Here is a 16,178-nt window from a genome sequence, read left to right on the forward strand (position 1 = left end):
GGTCAGCCACCGCACGGACCCCCGAAGGGTCAGCCACCGCACGGACCCCCGAAGGACGCCCCGGGATCGCTCCCGAAGCGCCGTGGACAGGTCAGGGCTTATGGGCACAAAATAGGAACATTGTCAAGATCGAGGGACGGTGGGACGCCGCGACGACGGGGTGCGAGACGCCGTTCCACTCCCCCGGGCGGGCCGCGATGGTCACGCATCCGAGTCGGACACGGGCGCCGGCGCCGGCGGCGGAGCGCGACGCGCCCCTCTCTCCTGCGGGAGAGGGTTGGGGTGAGGGGCAAGACGCGTCAGATCGAGCACGCGGTCGACGGGCGAGTCCGTCGCGCTTTCTGCGGATGACGCCCATCCCTCACCCTGTCCCTCTCCTGCACGGGAGAGGGGACCCGCGCCTCATCCTCAAGCCGCGTTGCCGCGGCAGATGTTGGAATTCGCCAGGCCGCTCGGGAGAGGGGGCATGGCGCGCCTGACCCGACCGGAAACGCCCGCGGTCCCGGTCGTTGCCGCACCATCGGGATCGGCCGGAGAGCCGCCGTCCGAGCCGGGTCCCGGCCTGGTGGCGCGTCCGGATCCCGGGCTCTACTGTGCGAACCCGGGATGACGGGGAAGCGGCCGGGTCTGCTATGTCGGGCGTCCGAGCCCTCATCGATCGCGACGCCCGTGGCCATCGACCATATCGATCTCAGCCGGATCGACCTAAACCTGCTGGTCGCCCTCGACGCCCTGCTCGATGAGCGCAGTGTCACCCGGGCTGCGGCCCGGATCGGGATCGGCCAGTCGGCCATGAGTTCGAGCCTCGCCCGCCTGCGGCGCCTGTTCGACGACGAACTCCTGACCCGGGCTCCGGACGGGATGCGGCCGACGCCGCGCGCCCTCAAGATCGCCGAGCCGCTGCGCGCCACCCTTCGGCAGGTGCAGGCGCTGGTGCACCGGGAGGAGCGCTTCGACCCGGCCACCGTCGAGCGGACGTTCACGTTGAGCCTGCCCGACAGCGTCGAGGTCCTGCTCGGACCCCGCCTAATCGCGCAGCTCCGCCGGGAGGCGCCCGGCATCCGGCTGCTGCTGCGCTCGGTCGACCGGACGCGCATCCTCGACGAACTCGACGCCGACCGGGTGGACCTCGCCATCGGTCTGTTCTCCGAGGGCCAGCTCCATCACAAGCAGCGGCTGCTCTACCGGGACAGCTACGTGGTGCTGTTCAACGCCGCGTTGATCGGCTTGCAGCCGCCGATCGGCCTCGATGACTACCTGCGGTTCCCGCACGTCCTGACGTCCCTGCGCGAGACCGCCCACGGGGTCGTCGACGACGCGCTGGCGCTCATCGGCCGGTCCCGCACCCTGGCGGTGACGACCCCGCGCTTCCTGGTCGTCCCGTTCATGGTGCGGGCGGCGCCGGTGATCGCCACGATGCATGCGCGGCTGGCGACCGCCTTCGCCAGCGCCTTGGCGCTCAGCGTCAGCCCGGTGCCGGTGGCCCTCGACGACGTGGCCGTCTCGATGCTGTGGCACGCCTCCTACGACCACGACCCGGCCCATCGCTGGCTGCGGGATCTTCTGGTGCGCCTGGCCAACGGGGCGCCGGAATTCGGCGTCCTCTGACGGCCGGCCTCACAGGCACGGATCGTCGGCGGCCGCGAGGCGGCCGCTCGCGATCGCCGCGCGAAACAGGCCGAAATCGGCGGCGTTCCGCTCCGCATAGGCCGCCGCCCAGTCGGCGATCGCCCCGCTCAGGTCGTGGTGCTTGCCGCTGCCGCAATAGCCGGCGATCGCCGCCGCATCGCCGGTCCGGGCATGGGCGCGGGCCAGCAGCGCCCCGTAGGCGTACGAGAAGTTCAGGAGCGGCGCGCCCGACATCCGCGCCAGGGGGATGGCCCCCTTCAGGTTCTTCATCTGCCGCACGTAGAACGGGCGGCCCTCGATGCTGGTCCACCCGAGCAGGGGATCGCCCACCGCCTGGAGGAGGCGCTGGCCGTAGATCACGCGCTCGCCCTCGTGATCGGCAAAGGGGGCGGGCGCGTCCGCCAGATACGGCGCGTGCGCCGGCTTCACCGCTTCCTTCACCTGCAGGAAGAGCGCGTCCGCGTCGGAATTGCCGAAGAGCAGCGCAAGGTAGGCGCGGGTCCCGACGCTGCCGACCCCGACGACCCGGTGGGCCACGTCGACCACGTGGTAGCGGTCGAGCATGAAGCGGCGCTCGCGCGGCAGGGTCTCGGCGTAGCGCTCCAGTCCGGTGACGACGCCCTCGCGAGTCGCATCGTCCACGGGCGTGAGGATCGGCGGATCGGTCTGCAGGCGCCAGCTGCCGTCGGTGCGCCGCTCGGCGACCTGGGCGAGGAGGCTGCGGTTGTTCCGCCGCCGCGCCTTGTCGACCGCCTGCCGAACGACGGCCCGGGCCTCCGCGTCCATGCGCAGCCCGGCGATGCGGGGAACGTCGGCCCGCGTGGTCTGATACCAGACGTCCAGGGAGCCCTGCGGCGCGAGGCGGCGCATGGTGTGCTGGTAGCCGAAGACCGCCTCCATGACGGCCTCGCGCCGCTCGCGCGCCGACGCGCCCGCGTCCTCGATGGCGATGGCGAGGCCGGCGGCCAGCCGCTTCAGATCCCATTCCCACGGGCCGATCGTGACCTCGTCGAAATCGTTGAGATCGAGCACGATGTCACGCTGGGGCGTGCCGAACAGTCCGAAATTGTCGATATGCGCATCGCCGTTCATCACCACGTCGATGCCGCTGCGCGGCCCGCGCGACAGATCCCACGCCATGACGTGCGCGGCCCCGCGCAGGAAAGCGAAGGGCGAGGTCGCCATCCGGGCGACCCGCAGCGGGATCAGCTCGGGCTGCCGTCCCCGATGCGCGGCCTCGATCAGGGCGACCGGGTCGGGCCGGTCCGGATCGGCCGCAAGCGCGGCCTGGCCCGCGTGGGGGACGTCGGCGCGCAGCCGCTTGCCGGCCCTGCGGCGCTTGTCCCAGGCTTCGACGCCCGCGCGGAGGTCGATCCGGGGAAAATCCGCGATCGGCGCAAGCACCGCCTCGACGCCCGGGGCCTCTGTGTCCCCGTCCTCGGGGGCAGCCTTATCGCTTTCGACGCGATCCATCGATGTCCCACCACTGACGTCCGGCCGACCCCGGCCGTCGAAGCCTCGTCCTCGGACCGGGACAGACGGCCGGACGATAGCATCCGCCCGGCTCTGTGACCTATCGAGCCCGAAGCACCCTTGACCACCCTACGGGCGAGCCTTCTAACGAATCGGGTATTCTAAGGCCGCCCGTCCGTCCCGGACCGTGCCGTTTCAGGCCTCACGACGCGCAGGCCGGGGACGGCCCAGGCACCTCAGGCGCGCCGAGCATCAGCGAGACTTCGCATGCCCAAGGGTTCAGATCTCCTCGTCGCCGCCCTCGAGAACGAGGGTGTGGACCGTATCTTCGGCATCCCCGGCGAGGAGAATCTCGACGTCGTCGAGTCGCTGCGCCATTCCAAGATCGAGCTGGTCCTGACCCGCCACGAGCAGGCGGCGAGCTTCATGGCCGCCACCCACGGCCGCCTCACCGGCCGTCCCGGCGTCTGCCTCTCGACTTTGGGTCCGGGCGCGCTGAACTTCTCCACCGGCGCCGCCTACGCCCATCTCGGCGCGATGCCGATGATCATCATCACCGGCCAGAAGGGCATCCTGTCCTCGCGGCAGGCGAAGTTCCAGATCGTCGACGTGATCTCGTCGATGAAGCCGATCACCAAGATGGCCCGGCAGATCGTCTCCGCCTCCTCGATTCCCACCATCGTGCGCGACGCCTTCCGGGTCGCCACCGAGGAGCGGCCCGGGCCGGTGCTTCTGGAGCTGCCCGAGGACATCGCCGCCGAGGAGGCCGAGGCGCATCTGGTGCCCTCGCATCCGATCGACATCCCGGTCGCCCACCCGGCCGCGATCGACCGTGCCGCCGCCATGATCCTGGGGGCCAAGCGCCCGCTGGTCATGCTCGGCGCCGCCGCCAGCCGCCCCCGCGCCACGGGCGAACTCGGCGGCTTCGTGCAGCGCACCGGCATCCCGTTCTTCACCACCCAGATGGGCAAGGGCACGGTGGCGGGCGGGACCGACCTCTACATGGGCACCGCGGCGCTCTCGGAGCGCGACTACGTCCACGAGGCGATCGACAAGGCCGACCTGATCATCGCCATCGGCCACGACACGATCGAGAAGCCGCCCTTCTTCATGGGCCAGGCCGACCAGAAGGTCCTGCACATCAGCTACATGCCGGCGAACGTCGAGCAGGTCTACTACCCCGATGCCGAGGTGGTCGGCGACCTCGGCCCGACCCTGAAGCTGCTGGCCGACAAGCTCGACGGCAAGCTGCCGAACGCGGGCGCGCTGCTGCACCTGCGCGAGCACATCCTCAGCCACATCGCCGACCGGGCCGGCGAGGACCGCTTCCCGGTGACGCCGCAGCGCCTCGTGCGCGACGTGCGCCGGGTCATCCCCGAGGACGGGATCGTCTGCCTCGACAACGGGATGTACAAGATCTGGTTCGCCCGGAACTACCGCACCTACGTCGCCAACACGCTGCTCCTCGACAACGCGCTGGCCACCATGGGCGCCGGCCTGCCCTCGGCCATGATGGCGGCGATGCTCTACCCGAACCGCCGCGTCATGGCGGTGTGCGGCGACGGCGGCTTCATGATGAACAGCCAGGAGATGGAGACCGCGGTGCGGTTGAAGCTCAATCTCGTGGTGCTGGTGCTCGACGACTCGGCCTACGGGATGATCCGCTGGAAGCAGGCGGTCGACAAGTTCGCCGATTACGGCATGACCTTCAACAACCCGGACTTCGTGCTCTACGCCAAGTCGTACGGGGCCACCGGCCACCGGGTCGAGTCGGTCAACGACCTCGTGCCGACCCTCGATAAGGCCTTCGCGGCGGGCGGCGTCCACCTCGTCGCGGTGCCGATCGACTATTCCGAGAACACCCGCGTGCTGGTCGATGAGCTGCGCGCCAAGGTGAAGGATTTCGAGCCCGCCGAGTGAGTTCGGTTTCGCAGATGGTCGGCATGCAAGACAGGGCAGCGCGATGAACCCGTTCACCTTCCAGACCACGCCGAACGTGCTGTTCGAGGCGGGCGCCTCCCGGAAGCTGCCGGACATCGTCGGCAGCTTCGGGGCCAAGCGCGTCCTGCTGGTCACCGACAAGGGCGTGCGCAGCGCCGGGCTGACCCAGGCCGCCGAGGCGGCTCTGGCCGCCGCGGGAATCACCCTCGACGTCTACGAGGACGTGGTCGCCGACCCGCCCTCCACGGTGATCGAGGCAGCGGCCCAGCGCGCCCGGGACCTCGGGACCGACCTCGTCCTGTCGATCGGCGGCGGCTCGGCACTCGATACCGCCAAGCTCGTGGCCTACCTCGCCAAGTCGGACGAGCCGCTGGATTCGATCTACGGCGTCGGCCTCGCCAAGGGCGACCGGCTGCCGCTGATCCTCGTGCCGACCACCGCCGGCACTGGCTCGGAGGTGACGCCGATCTCGATCGTCACCACGCCCACCACCGAGAAGAAGGGCGTCGTCGCGCCGAAATTGCTGCCCGACTGGGCGGTGCTCGACCCGGAACTGACCCTCGGCCTGCCGTCGCACGTCACGGCGGCCACCGGCATCGACGCCATGGTCCACGCGATCGAGGCCTTCACCAGCAAGAACAAGAAGAACCCGATCTCCGACCAGCTCGCCAAGCAGGCCCTGGCGCTGCTCTCGGCCAACATCCGCACAGCCTGCACGGACGGCAAGAACCTCGAGGCGCGCTCCGGCATGCTGCTCGGCTCGATGCTGGCCGGCATGGCCTTCGCCAACGCGCCGGTCGCGGCGGTTCACGCCCTGGCCTATCCGGTGGGCGCGATCTTCCACGTTCCGCACGGGCTCTCGAACGCCCTGGTGCTGATGGGGGTGATGCGCTTCAACCTCTCCCACGCGGAGGGGCTCTACGCCGAGCTGGCGCCGATCCTCGATCCCGCGGCCGCAGATCTGCCCCCGGCCCAGGCCGCCGCCCGGTTCGTGGAGAGCCTCGACGCGATCTGCCGGGACTGCAAGGTGCCGGCGTCCCTCGCCGAGGTCGGCGTCGCCCGGCAGGACCTGGAGCGCATGGCGTCCGACGCGATGAAGCAGACGCGGCTCCTCGTGAACAACCCGCGCGAGGTCACCTACGACGACGCCTTCGCGATCTACGCCCAGGCCCTCGGGGACGCGCGCCCGGCGGCGTGAAGACGGGTCGCCGGCTCCGTCATCACGAGCGCAGCGAAGTGACCCAGGGTCGCGCGAGGTTGTCAGACGTGGCGCGACTGGATTGCGTCGCTCCGCTCGCAAAGACGGAGGCGGCGTTTTCAGCCTCGGGGCCATGAGGAGAAACGCCAGCATGGACCAGTTCGACGCGTTCCGGGCGATGGGCGAGTTCTGGACCCGGGCCGGCGCGGGCTTCCTCACCCCCGGCGCCGGACAGGCCGCCCCCGGCTTCGGCTGGCCGACCTTTCCGACCACCGATCTCGCCGGCCTCGCCACGGCGCAGGCCAAGCTCACCGAGGCCTGGACTTCCGCCACCGCCCTTTCGCAGACCCTCGCGAAATCCCTCCAGGGCGGCCCCGGCGCGCCGAACCCGACCGCCGGGGCGGTGCTGGCCCGGATCTTCGATCCCCAGGCCTGGCTCGGCGGTTCGGGCGAGTTCGACGCCGCCCTCACCCGCATGGCCGAGGGTCCGCAACTCGCCGACCTGTGGCAGACCGAGCGGCGCTACGCGGCCCTGTTCACCGCCTGGGCGAGCCTGCGGCGGGCACAGAGCGAGCATCAGGCCGTGATGCTGGAGGCCTGGACGCGGGCGGCCGGGACCTTCGCCCAGGAGGCCAATGCCCGCGCCGAGCGCGGCGAGAGCTTCGCCTCCGCCCGGGACATGATGACCCGCTGGATCGAGACCGCCAACGCGGTCCTGCTGGAGGTCCAGCGCTCGGAGACATTCCTGACCTCGCAGCGGGCGGTGCTGCGGGCCTCCACCGACCTTCGCCTCGCCCAGCAGGACGTGGCAGCCTACCTGTCCGAATTCTACGGCCAGCCGACCCGGGCCGAGCTCGACGATGTCCACAAGAGCCTGACCGAGCTGCGCCGCGAGGTGCGGGCGCTTCGCCGCGAGCGCCGCGCGGCCCGAGCCAAGGCGGACGGCGCGCGCCCCGCGGAGGAAGCCCATGGCTGATCAGGAGTGCCCCAAACCGGAGAGCCTGCAGGCGCCGGCCGCGCCGCTCGCCCTCACCCCGGCCGAGATGCTGGCCGAGATCGGCACCCTCGGCCAGCGCATCAGCGCCGGCGCCAAGCTGTTCTCGGAGGTCCGCGACGCGGATGTCGCGATCGCCACCACGCCGAAGGACTTGGTCTGGAGCCAGGACAAGGTCCGGCTCTACCGCTACCGGCCGCTCGCCGAGAGCAAGGGCCTGCCGCCGGTGCTGATCGTCTACGGGCTGATCGGCCGCTACACGATGGCCGACCTGCAGGAGGACCGCTCGCTCGTCCGCAACCTCCTGAATCTCGGCCTCGACCTCTACGTGGTCGACTGGGGCAATCCGGGCCGGGCCGACCGCTACGTCACCATCGACGACTACGTGGACGGCTACCTCGCCGAGTGCGTCGCCTTCATCCAGGAGGCGGCAGGGCGGGAGAAAATCAGCCTGCTCGGCATCTGCGAGGGCGGCGTCTTCACCACCTGCTACGCGGCGCTCTACCCCGAGACCGTCAACGCGATGGTCCTGACCATCACGCCGATCGACTTCCACGCCGATGCCCAGGATGCCCGCGCCGGCCACGGCTTCATCAACGTCTGGACCCGCTCGCTCACGCCCGAGGACGTGGACCGGATGATCGATGCGCAGGGCTCCCTGCCCGGCGCCTTCATGGGCTCGGTCTTCTCCATGATGACGCCGATGCGCACCATGACGAAGTACAACCTCGACCTGCTGGACGCCCTCGACGACAAGAAGAAGTTTTTGAATTTTTTGCGGATGGAGAAGTGGATCGCCGACCGGCCGGACCATCCCGGCGAGGCGGCCAAGCAGTGGCTGAAAGACCTCTACCAGGACAACAAGCTGGTCCAGAGCGCCTTCGAGCTCGGCGGCCGGAGGGTGGATCTGAAGGCCATCACCTGCCCGGTGCTGAACGTGTTCGCCCAGGACGACCACATCATCCCGCCCGCCACCTCGCAGGCGCTGAAAGATAAGATCGGCACCACCGATTACACCGAGATGGGGCTGCCCGGCGGCCATGTCGGGGTTTTCGTCGGCGGCAAGGCGCAGAAGTTGCTGGGGTCGGGCATCGCCGACTGGCTCGGCCAGCGGGGGTAGGATGGTCGCGCGAAGGCTCTCGCACAACGCGACGCCCCTCCCCTACCCCCGTCGCGGGGCCGGCTGCCGGAGACACACATCGTGCGCCACGCCGCGGCGGCAGGATGAAGCGCGGGTCCCCTCTCCCGTGCGGGAGAGGGACAGGGTGAGGGATCAGGTCTGTCCGGAGAAGGTGCAACCCGACGGCGCTTCGAGGGCGTGCTCCATCCTGACGCGCTTAGTCCCTCACCCCAACCCTCTCCCGCACGGGAGAGGGGGCTCGTCGCGCTCAAGCGCCGGCGCCGTTGTCCCACTCCGCTCCGTCAATAGCGCAGCCCGCACAGGTTTGTGTGCGACGCGCCGAGCCGTTCCAGCCGTATCCCGGGCGCCGAGGACCACCCCATGGGCAGCCTGAAGAACAAGATCGTCAGCGCCGACGAGGCGGTCGCCATCCTGCAGGACGGCGACATGGTGGCCGTCTCCGGGTTCGTGGGCATCGGCACCCCCGACGAGCTGATCCTGGCGCTGGCCCGGCGCTTCTCATCCGGCGCCGGCCCGCACGGGCTCGGGCTGATGTTCGCCGCCGCCCCCGGCGACGGCAAGGAGCGCGGCCTCAACCAATTGGCCCTTCCGGGCCTCGTCCGCCGCGTCGTCGGCGGCCACTGGGCGCTCGTGCCCAAGCTCGGCGCGATGGCGGTCGAGGGCCTGATCGAGGCCTACAACCTGCCGCTCGGCGTGGTCTCGCACCTCTACCGGGAGATCGCCGCCCACACCCCCGGCCACATCACCAAGGTCGGCCTGCGCACCTTCGTCGATCCGCGCCTGGAGGGTGGCAAGCTCAACGCCGTGACGCAGGAGGACCTCGTCAGCGTGGTCGAACTCGGCGGCGAATCCTGGCTCCACTACAAGGCCTTCCCGGTGAACGTCGCGCTGATCCGCGGCACCACGGCCGACCCCGCCGGCAACATCACCATGGAGCGCGAAGCGCTCACCCTCGACAACCTCGCCGCCGCCATGGCGGCGAAGAACTCGGGCGGCTTCGTCATCGCGCAGGTCGAGCGACTGGCCGAGGCCGGGTCCCTCAACCCGCGCGAGGTGCAGGTGCCCGGCGTGCTGGTCGATTGCGTGGTCCTGAGCCAGCCCGAGAATCACCGCCAGACCTACGGCACGCCCTACAACCACGCCTTCACGGGCCGCCAGCGGGTGCCGCTCGACCGGATCGCCCCGATGGCGCTCGATACCCGCAAGGTCATCGCCCGGCGCTGCGCCTTCGAGCTGCCGCCCGGCGGCGTGGTCAATCTCGGCATCGGCATGCCCGAGGGCGTCGCGGCGGTCGCCGCCGAGGAGCGGGTGCTGAAGTACCTGACGCTGACCGCCGAGCCCGGCGTGATCGGCGGCCTGCCGCAGGGCGGGCTCGATTTCGGTGCGGCACTCAACCCGGCCGCCGTGCTGCACCAGAACCAGCAGTTCGACTTCTACGACGGCGGCGGCCTCGATCTCGCCTGCCTGGGCCTCGCCCAGTGCGACGCCGAGGGCAACGTCAACGTCAGCCGGTTCGGCAAGAGGCTCGCGGGCGCGGGCGGGTTCATCAACATCTCGCAGAACGCCAAGAGCCTCGTCTTCGCCGGCACCTTCACGGCCGACGGCCTCAAGGTGGCGGTGCAGGATGGCGGCATCCGCATCCTCGCCGAGGGCCGCTCCCAAAAGTTCATCGCCGCGGTGGAACAGGTGACCTTCTCGGGGGCCTACGCGGCCGAGCGCGGCCAGCCGGTGCTCTACGTGACCGAGCGCTGCGTGTTCCGGCGGACGCGGGCCGGCATGGAGCTGGTCGAGGTCGCGCCCGGCATCGACATCGCGCGCGACATCCTGGGCCAGATGGGCTTCACGCCGATCGTGCAGGACCCAAAGCCGATGGATCCGCGCCTGTTCCGCGAGTCCGTCATGGCGCTGGAGCCCTGGCTGCTGGGCCTCTCGCTGTCGGAGCGGATCAGCTATGACCCGGAGCGCAACATCCTGTTCTCGAACCTCGAGGGTTTCCAGGTCCGGACCATCGACGACGTCGAGCTGGTGCGCCGCGAATACGAGCGCGCCTGCCAGGAGATCGGCCGCAAGGTCCACCTGATCGCCAATTACGACGGGTTCGAGATCGATCCGACGGTGAGCGACGCCTACTTCTCGGCGATCGCCTATCTCGAAAACCGCTATTACGAGACCGCGTCCCGGTATACCACGAGCGCGTTCTTGCGATTGAAACTCGGCGCCTCGTTGGCGAGCCGCGACCTGGCTCCCCATGTCTTCGAGACAAAAGCCGAGGCGCAGGCGAGGAATACGGCCCAGAGCGTGCCTCTCAAGCCGCGGCCCGGCCTGTCCCAGTCCGACATGCCGCGGCCGCCGAAGGAACCGTTGGATGCCTGAGTTCGAGACCCCCTCCCTGAAGGACCGCGCCCTGCTGGTCGATGCCTGCCTGATCGGCGGCGCATGGTCGAAGGCCGGTTCCGGCAGCATCGACGTCACCAACCCGGCGACCGGCGCGCTGATCGCCCGGGTGCCGAATGCCGGCGCCGACGAGACCCGCCAGGCGATCAAGGCCGCTCACGCGGCCTATCCGGCCTGGCGCGCCAGGACCGCCAACGAGCGCGCCGTGCTTCTGCGCAAGCTCGCCGCCCTGGTGACCGAGCACCAGGAGGATCTGGCTCAGATCCTCACCGCCGAGCAGGGCAAGTCGCTGACCGAGTCCCGCGGCGAGGTCGCCATGTCGGCGGCCTACGTGCTGTGGTTCGCGGAAGAAGCGCGCCGCGTCTACGGCGACGTGATCCCCTCCCCCTGGGGCGACCGCAAGATCCTCGTCACCAAGGAGCCGGTCGGCGTCGTGGCGGCGATCACGCCGTGGAACTTCCCGTCCTCGATGATCGCCCGCAAGATCGCCCCGGCGCTCGCCGCCGGCTGCCCGATCGTGATCAAGCCCGCCTCGCAGACCCCGCTCTCGGGCCTCGCCTGGGGCGTGCTGTGCGAGCGCGCCGGCTTCCCGGCCGGCACGGTCTCGATCCTCACCGGCTCGGCCCGGGCGATCGGCGCCGAGATGACCGGCAACCCGCTCGTCAAGAAGATCACCTTCACGGGCTCGACCGAGGTCGGCAAGGTGCTGCTGGAGCAGGCAGCAGGCACGGTGAAGAAGGTCTCGATGGAGCTGGGCGGCAACGCGCCCTTCATCGTGTTCGACGACGCCGACCTCGACAGGGCGGTCGCCGGCGCGATGCTCGCCAAGTACCGCAATTCCGGCCAGACCTGCATCTGCACCAACCGCTTCCTCGTGCAGGACGGGATCTACGACGCCTTCGCGGAGAGGATGGCCGAGGCGGTCAACCGCCTGAAGGTCGGCAACGGCGTCGAGGACGGCGTCGCGCAGGGGCCGCTGATCGACATGGCCGCGGTGGAGAAGACCGAGGCGCATATCCGCGACGCCGTCGAGAAGGGCGGCCGGGTGATCGCGGGCGGCCACCGCCACGCGCTGGGCGGCCAGTTCTTCGAGCCGACGGTGATCACCGGCGCCACCCCCGCCATGGCGGTGGCCCGGGAGGAGACCTTCGGGCCGCTGGCGCCGCTGTTCCGCTTCCGCGACGAGGCGGAGGCGATCCGCATGGCCAACGACACCGAGTACGGGCTGGCCTGCTACTTCTACACCCGCGACCTCGGCCGCACCTTCCGGGTCGCGGAGGCGCTGGAATACGGCATGGTCGGGATCAACGAGGGGATCATCACCACCGAGGTGGCGCCCTTCGGCGGCGTGAAGGAATCCGGCCTCGGCCGCGAGGGCTCGTACCAGGGCATCGAGGATTACCTGAACACGAAGTACCTGTGCGTCGGAGGGCTGGGCGCGTAGGGGCTCGGCGGATGTGCGGGAAACCAGAATTTGCACATTCAGCCCATACCTGAGACGGGCTGAGCCTATATCCCGTCACCGGGGGCCTGCGTTCGACGCCGCACTTGAATCCGCCTGAGGTCGCCCGGTCCGGAACGGTCCAGCCGCGATCCCTGGCGGATCGCACCACCTTCAGGCGCCGGTTCAGGAGGTCGCGCCGGCGGCCTGACGCTTGCCACCAAACCGGTGCGACGCGCCCGCRCACGGCGGGCCACGCCAGTTGGGATTTGCGTATGCCGGCGGCCCGCAATCGGGTCCGACTAGGGTGTGAGCCAAGCGAAGCTGATGCCGGACGGGTCGAAAGTGCAGGCCACGTCCTGAAGGAATCGACGAGATCGTTCGGCCGCGCGATTTTGACAGGACTTCTCTAGTCTTTGCGCTCTATATAGCACGAAGTTCGAGCCTGCCGCATCGAACACAGCGCCAAGCCGAAACGGGTCTCCGGCTATTCTCGAGCTTTTCGCGCTCGATTTTCGACGCCTGAGCGTCGGGTCCCCATCCAAAAACGTTTTTCCCTTGCGGGCCGTTCAATCCAGGAATGATCTCGACCCATTCGATCGGGAACGTCTGTTGTTTGACGTTGAGGCGCCCTTCCTGCATGAACTCGCCACAGGAGCTGCATGTCGGCTCGAATTCAGACATTTGAGAGCTGATCCGGTAATTTTTTCGAATATGGGCGACACGAGCCACGGGTATTCATGATGTGCGGTAAGTAATTAAGCAGTGTTTATTTTCATGGATCTGAATTTAATTCTCGGGCTTTCGATGCGGGCGCATCCTTAATCCATCGGTGCTCACATCAATCGGACGGCGCTATATGTCGTTCGTCGCTGCGCGATGACAGTGTCGCCGATGCAGGGCCGAGTACCCCGGCGATCCTGGCCGCGCTCCAACCCTTCGACCCGCTGCGGCCGCTGAACCTCGCCGAAGGCCGTGCGCTTCGCGGTGAATGACCATCTGCACACTGGTCTGATCGACAAAGCGTCCCTATCAGCCGATCGGTCCGGGGAAGGGTGCCGGGATCGTTGCCCTCGCGATCACCGGTGCGCCCGTCGCGAGCGCCCTGCCTGTCGACGGCGAATTGGCCATCACGACCGCGAGGGCCGCGAGCATCAATCCGACGCTTCCGATCGATGCGAAATAGATCGGTCGATGTGCCGAGTTGTGCTGCCCATTCTGGGTGGAATGTCTCTCCGCCAAGGGTGTGCTTCGCAAGTCCTGGAACAGATCTAAGAGGAGAACAGGCCGCAGATCTCAAAGGTCCAGCCCTGTGGCGTTATCGTCCCGATCCGGCGGATCGGGGATCGGCGGCTTCAGCCCGCGGCGTCATCGCGTATCGGCGGCTGGACTGGCGCGCCGCCTGGTGCCGTCCGACCCCACCCATGGCGCGTCGCGCCTGTCCGGCCGGAACAATGCGGCGAGCTTCCGCGCCGGGGCCGAGGCAGGGCGGGCGCGGTTCGAGGCCCGCTGGCCGGGTTCGGCCCACGGGCCGTGGAGGGCCGGGGCGCGCCGTGCGGCCGAGGACGGGCCGAAAGAGGCGCAGTGCAACACCGTGTTCGGCTGGGCCGAGGGCAGTGGGGACAGCGCAACCGGCACGCGGACGGTCAACCGGGCTCGGATGGCCCGTGATGCACGAAGAACTCCCGCGCCCTCGGCCCAGGAATTCCGCACCCTAGACACAACAAAGCCCGCCAATGCGTTGGCGGGCTGCTGTCAGGCATTTGGTGCCCAGGAAAGGACTCGCCTGGAATTCGCCTAACGTATTGATTTTGTTCAGGACGATCGAGCGCCCGGCGCCCATTTGTGTACCGGTCCTGTGCCCCGCCGTCTAGGCGTTCAGAACGTCTTTGCTACGCGGTCGCGCTCAACCAGCCGGGCTGCAAACCACGCGCTGCCTGCGACGGCGATTGCACGCGTGAGCGAGAGGTAGGCCAGCAGGTCCTGCATCGCGTCACTCCCCATGATGGCCATGCCGAGCGATGAGATGACGACGAAATAGGCTGTGACCACCCACGCCACTCCACGCGGTGACGAGCGTCGCAGTGTGCGGAGCGTCAGCCACGTGGCGATTAGGCCGCTGGCAAATCCGGTGATCGCTGCGGGGATGAAGAATGCGAACAGCTTGGCGCCGGGACCCGCAAGGCGGAACGCGAAGATGTTGCTCACCGGGTAGAACAGAGAGAGGGCGAAGGTGGTCACGCTCAGGAGCAACCACGCGCCTATGACTGAGACGATGGCCGCCACAACGGTCTGAACCCTCCCCGGCATCGTCCTAGCAAATCCTCACCTTCCGAAACTCACAAACGCCGCCTGTGACGCTCCTACGCGATCCTGCGGCCTATCCAGCTCCACCCCCTCACCATGATCAGAGAGAGATACATTCACATGCCCCACCGTCAGCCCAGGCCCAAGCCCGTGCGCTTCGTGTTCGCCCCGCCGGTCTCGAACGAATTTCCGCTCTGGGATGTTGAGCCGGGCGATGTCGAGGAGCTTGAGGCGAACCTCATCGAGGGCGCCGCCTTGCTCACCCGCTGCCGCGACCACGTGTTGCGCCGTCACGCGCCGCTGTCCCGGATCGCCGCTTACAAGCCCACCGGGGCCGATCGTCCGCTGTCGGAGATGTCGGCGACGGAACTGGCGCTGCTTGTGGATGAACTCCGCGAAAAAGCCGCCAAGGCACGTGCCCTGGCCGCGATCCAGGCCGAAATGGTGGCGGCCGAATAGACCGAATCACGAGGGACACCGGCTAAGTTTTCAGCCGATCCCACTCTTAAATTGGCGAACGCCGAATAACTCTGTCTGGCAGTCGGTTACGGCCGGCACCTACAGTGGGACGTGAAGCCGCTCCTCGGGAGTCAGCCAGGGTCGACTTGGAACCACATCGTCGGCTCAGAATTTCTGGAACCAGTTGGATCGGGGAAGGTGCTCGACAAACCCCTCAATTGCGCCTTGGGCCGCTCCACGAAAGCCGCCGCGACCGCAAAGTCCCGTGGTGGGCTACTATTCGACGGTTCTCCACCATACGGGCGGCAGGGTCTCCCCTGGCGTAGTCATGTCCTTCTGGAAGAACCGCCGCCGATCCCCTGTGACCACCTCTGCTACGTCGTCGATGCCGTCCACGATGCGGGAGACAGCCACGTAGAGCTGCCCCTGAGGTTTTGCCCTGGACAGCACTTCGACGCACTGCCGCCGCCACCGAGCAGCCTCCTCGAGGAACGCCACCTCCTCGGCTCGAACGAAGATGCCGCGACCCGCCATGGCCTATCCTGTCCGATCAAATGATGATCGAGGATCTAGAACGGACCATGAACGAGACCAGGGTTTGAGATCCCCATACCGGGGGACCTCAACGGGACGGGGGCTTTGAGCGGTAATTGAGGACGATCTGGTCTGTGGCTTGTCAGCCCTGTTTGAGCAGGAACAAGCCGATCCCGACCATCACGAGAGCAGCGGCAGCAAGGGTTTCTTGGTTCTGTGTCTTGCGCAGCAACGTGAAGCCGCCGAGCCCTAGACCACCGTACAATAGCAGCTCACCCATGACCGTATCCGCCGGACCGCTCTGCGTCGACATACGGCCTCGCTTAGTAGCTGTCACTTGACGTATGTCGTCGCCCCGAACCGCAAAAGGCTGGTATTTGGTATACCACATGCCAAAATCCCCATTTCCGCTCGGAAAACAGGGTTCTGATAAATCGAATAACTGACGCTGATAATCTATTTACGCCCTCGTAAATGGGCGCACGTTTTCAGACCCCGCTGATTTGCGGAGTCAATGGAATCTGTGCTATGCACGCGATGCAACGCCCATAGATCGGGCATCATTAGGGGATAGCGGACATGATCAGGAAGGGCAACGAAAATTTCCTGACTGTCCGTGCCTCTTTCGTCAAAACCAATTTGAAGAAGGCCAACAACCCCCGCTGCG

12 protein-coding genes are annotated in these 16,178 nt (G+C 68.1%); 8 read left to right on the forward strand and 4 right to left on the reverse strand.

What is annotated here, in order from left to right; all coding sequences use genetic code 11:
• The first annotated feature begins 669 nt into the window (after positions 1–669).
• Positions 670–1,608, forward strand: a complete 939-nt coding sequence (locus AC1DXK_RS02080; protein ID WP_457105688.1) for a LysR family transcriptional regulator — start codon at positions 670–672, stop codon at positions 1,606–1,608.
• A gap of 9 nt (positions 1,609–1,617) precedes the next feature.
• Here AC1DXK_RS02080 and AC1DXK_RS02085 read toward each other — a convergent pair whose 3' ends face one another.
• Positions 1,618–3,102 carry a DUF2252 domain-containing protein gene (locus AC1DXK_RS02085; RefSeq protein WP_477296652.1) on the reverse strand — a complete coding sequence of 495 codons (1,485 nt, stop codon included), beginning with the start codon at positions 3,100–3,102 and terminating at the stop codon, positions 1,618–1,620.
• A gap of 267 nt (positions 3,103–3,369) precedes the next feature.
• Between AC1DXK_RS02085 and AC1DXK_RS02090 the strand changes: the two genes are divergently transcribed.
• The 6 genes from AC1DXK_RS02090 to AC1DXK_RS02115 all read left to right on the forward strand — a co-directional run bounded on the left by AC1DXK_RS02090 (position 3,370) and on the right by AC1DXK_RS02115 (position 12,214).
• Complete coding sequence (locus AC1DXK_RS02090) at positions 3,370–5,022, forward strand: acetolactate synthase large subunit (RefSeq protein WP_457105690.1); 1,653 nt, start codon at positions 3,370–3,372, stop codon at positions 5,020–5,022.
• A 43-nt stretch (positions 5,023–5,065) separates the two neighbouring features.
• A complete protein-coding gene (locus AC1DXK_RS02095) occupies positions 5,066–6,241 on the forward strand; it encodes an iron-containing alcohol dehydrogenase (protein WP_457105691.1) in 1,176 nt (391 codons plus the stop codon).
• 151 nt (positions 6,242–6,392) lie between these two features.
• Positions 6,393–7,217, forward strand: coding sequence for a poly(R)-hydroxyalkanoic acid synthase subunit PhaE (locus AC1DXK_RS02100; protein ID WP_457105692.1), 825 nt, complete (start codon positions 6,393–6,395; stop codon positions 7,215–7,217).
• A complete protein-coding gene (phaC, locus tag AC1DXK_RS02105; RefSeq protein WP_457105693.1) occupies positions 7,210–8,355 on the forward strand; it encodes a class III poly(R)-hydroxyalkanoic acid synthase subunit PhaC in 1,146 nt (381 codons plus the stop codon). The genes AC1DXK_RS02100 and phaC overlap by 8 nt, the downstream gene beginning before the upstream one ends.
• A 381-nt stretch (positions 8,356–8,736) precedes the next feature.
• Positions 8,737–10,749: an acyl CoA:acetate/3-ketoacid CoA transferase gene (locus AC1DXK_RS02110; RefSeq protein WP_457105694.1), complete on the forward strand. Its 2,013-nt coding sequence runs from the start codon at positions 8,737–8,739 to the stop codon at positions 10,747–10,749.
• Positions 10,742–12,214 (forward strand): NAD-dependent succinate-semialdehyde dehydrogenase, encoded by a 1,473-nt coding sequence (locus AC1DXK_RS02115; protein ID WP_477296655.1) that lies wholly within the window; start codon positions 10,742–10,744, stop codon positions 12,212–12,214. The genes AC1DXK_RS02110 and AC1DXK_RS02115 overlap by 8 nt, the downstream gene beginning before the upstream one ends.
• Positions 12,215–14,089: 1,875 nt before the next feature.
• Here the strand turns inward: AC1DXK_RS02115 and AC1DXK_RS02120 are convergent.
• Positions 14,090–14,497 carry a hypothetical protein gene (locus AC1DXK_RS02120; protein WP_477296657.1) on the reverse strand — a complete coding sequence of 136 codons (408 nt, stop codon included), beginning with the start codon at positions 14,495–14,497 and terminating at the stop codon, positions 14,090–14,092.
• Positions 14,498–14,638: 141 nt separating this feature from the next.
• Here AC1DXK_RS02120 and AC1DXK_RS02125 point away from each other — a divergent pair, with 141 nt between their 5' ends.
• Positions 14,639–14,977 (forward strand): hypothetical protein, encoded by a 339-nt coding sequence (locus AC1DXK_RS02125; protein WP_477296659.1) that lies wholly within the window; start codon positions 14,639–14,641, stop codon positions 14,975–14,977.
• Positions 14,978–15,253: 276 nt separating this feature from the next.
• On the opposite strand, the gene AC1DXK_RS02130 is transcribed toward AC1DXK_RS02125, so the two are convergent.
• Positions 15,254–15,511: a hypothetical protein gene (locus AC1DXK_RS02130; protein ID WP_477296660.1), complete on the reverse strand. Its 258-nt coding sequence runs from the start codon at positions 15,509–15,511 to the stop codon at positions 15,254–15,256.
• A gap of 142 nt (positions 15,512–15,653) precedes the next feature.
• Positions 15,654–15,791 (reverse strand): hypothetical protein, encoded by a 138-nt coding sequence (locus AC1DXK_RS02135; RefSeq protein WP_477296662.1) that lies wholly within the window; start codon positions 15,789–15,791, stop codon positions 15,654–15,656.
• Between the last annotated feature and the right edge of the window lie 387 nt (positions 15,792–16,178).

Source organism: Methylobacterium sp. P3_A11, assembly GCF_056403155.1.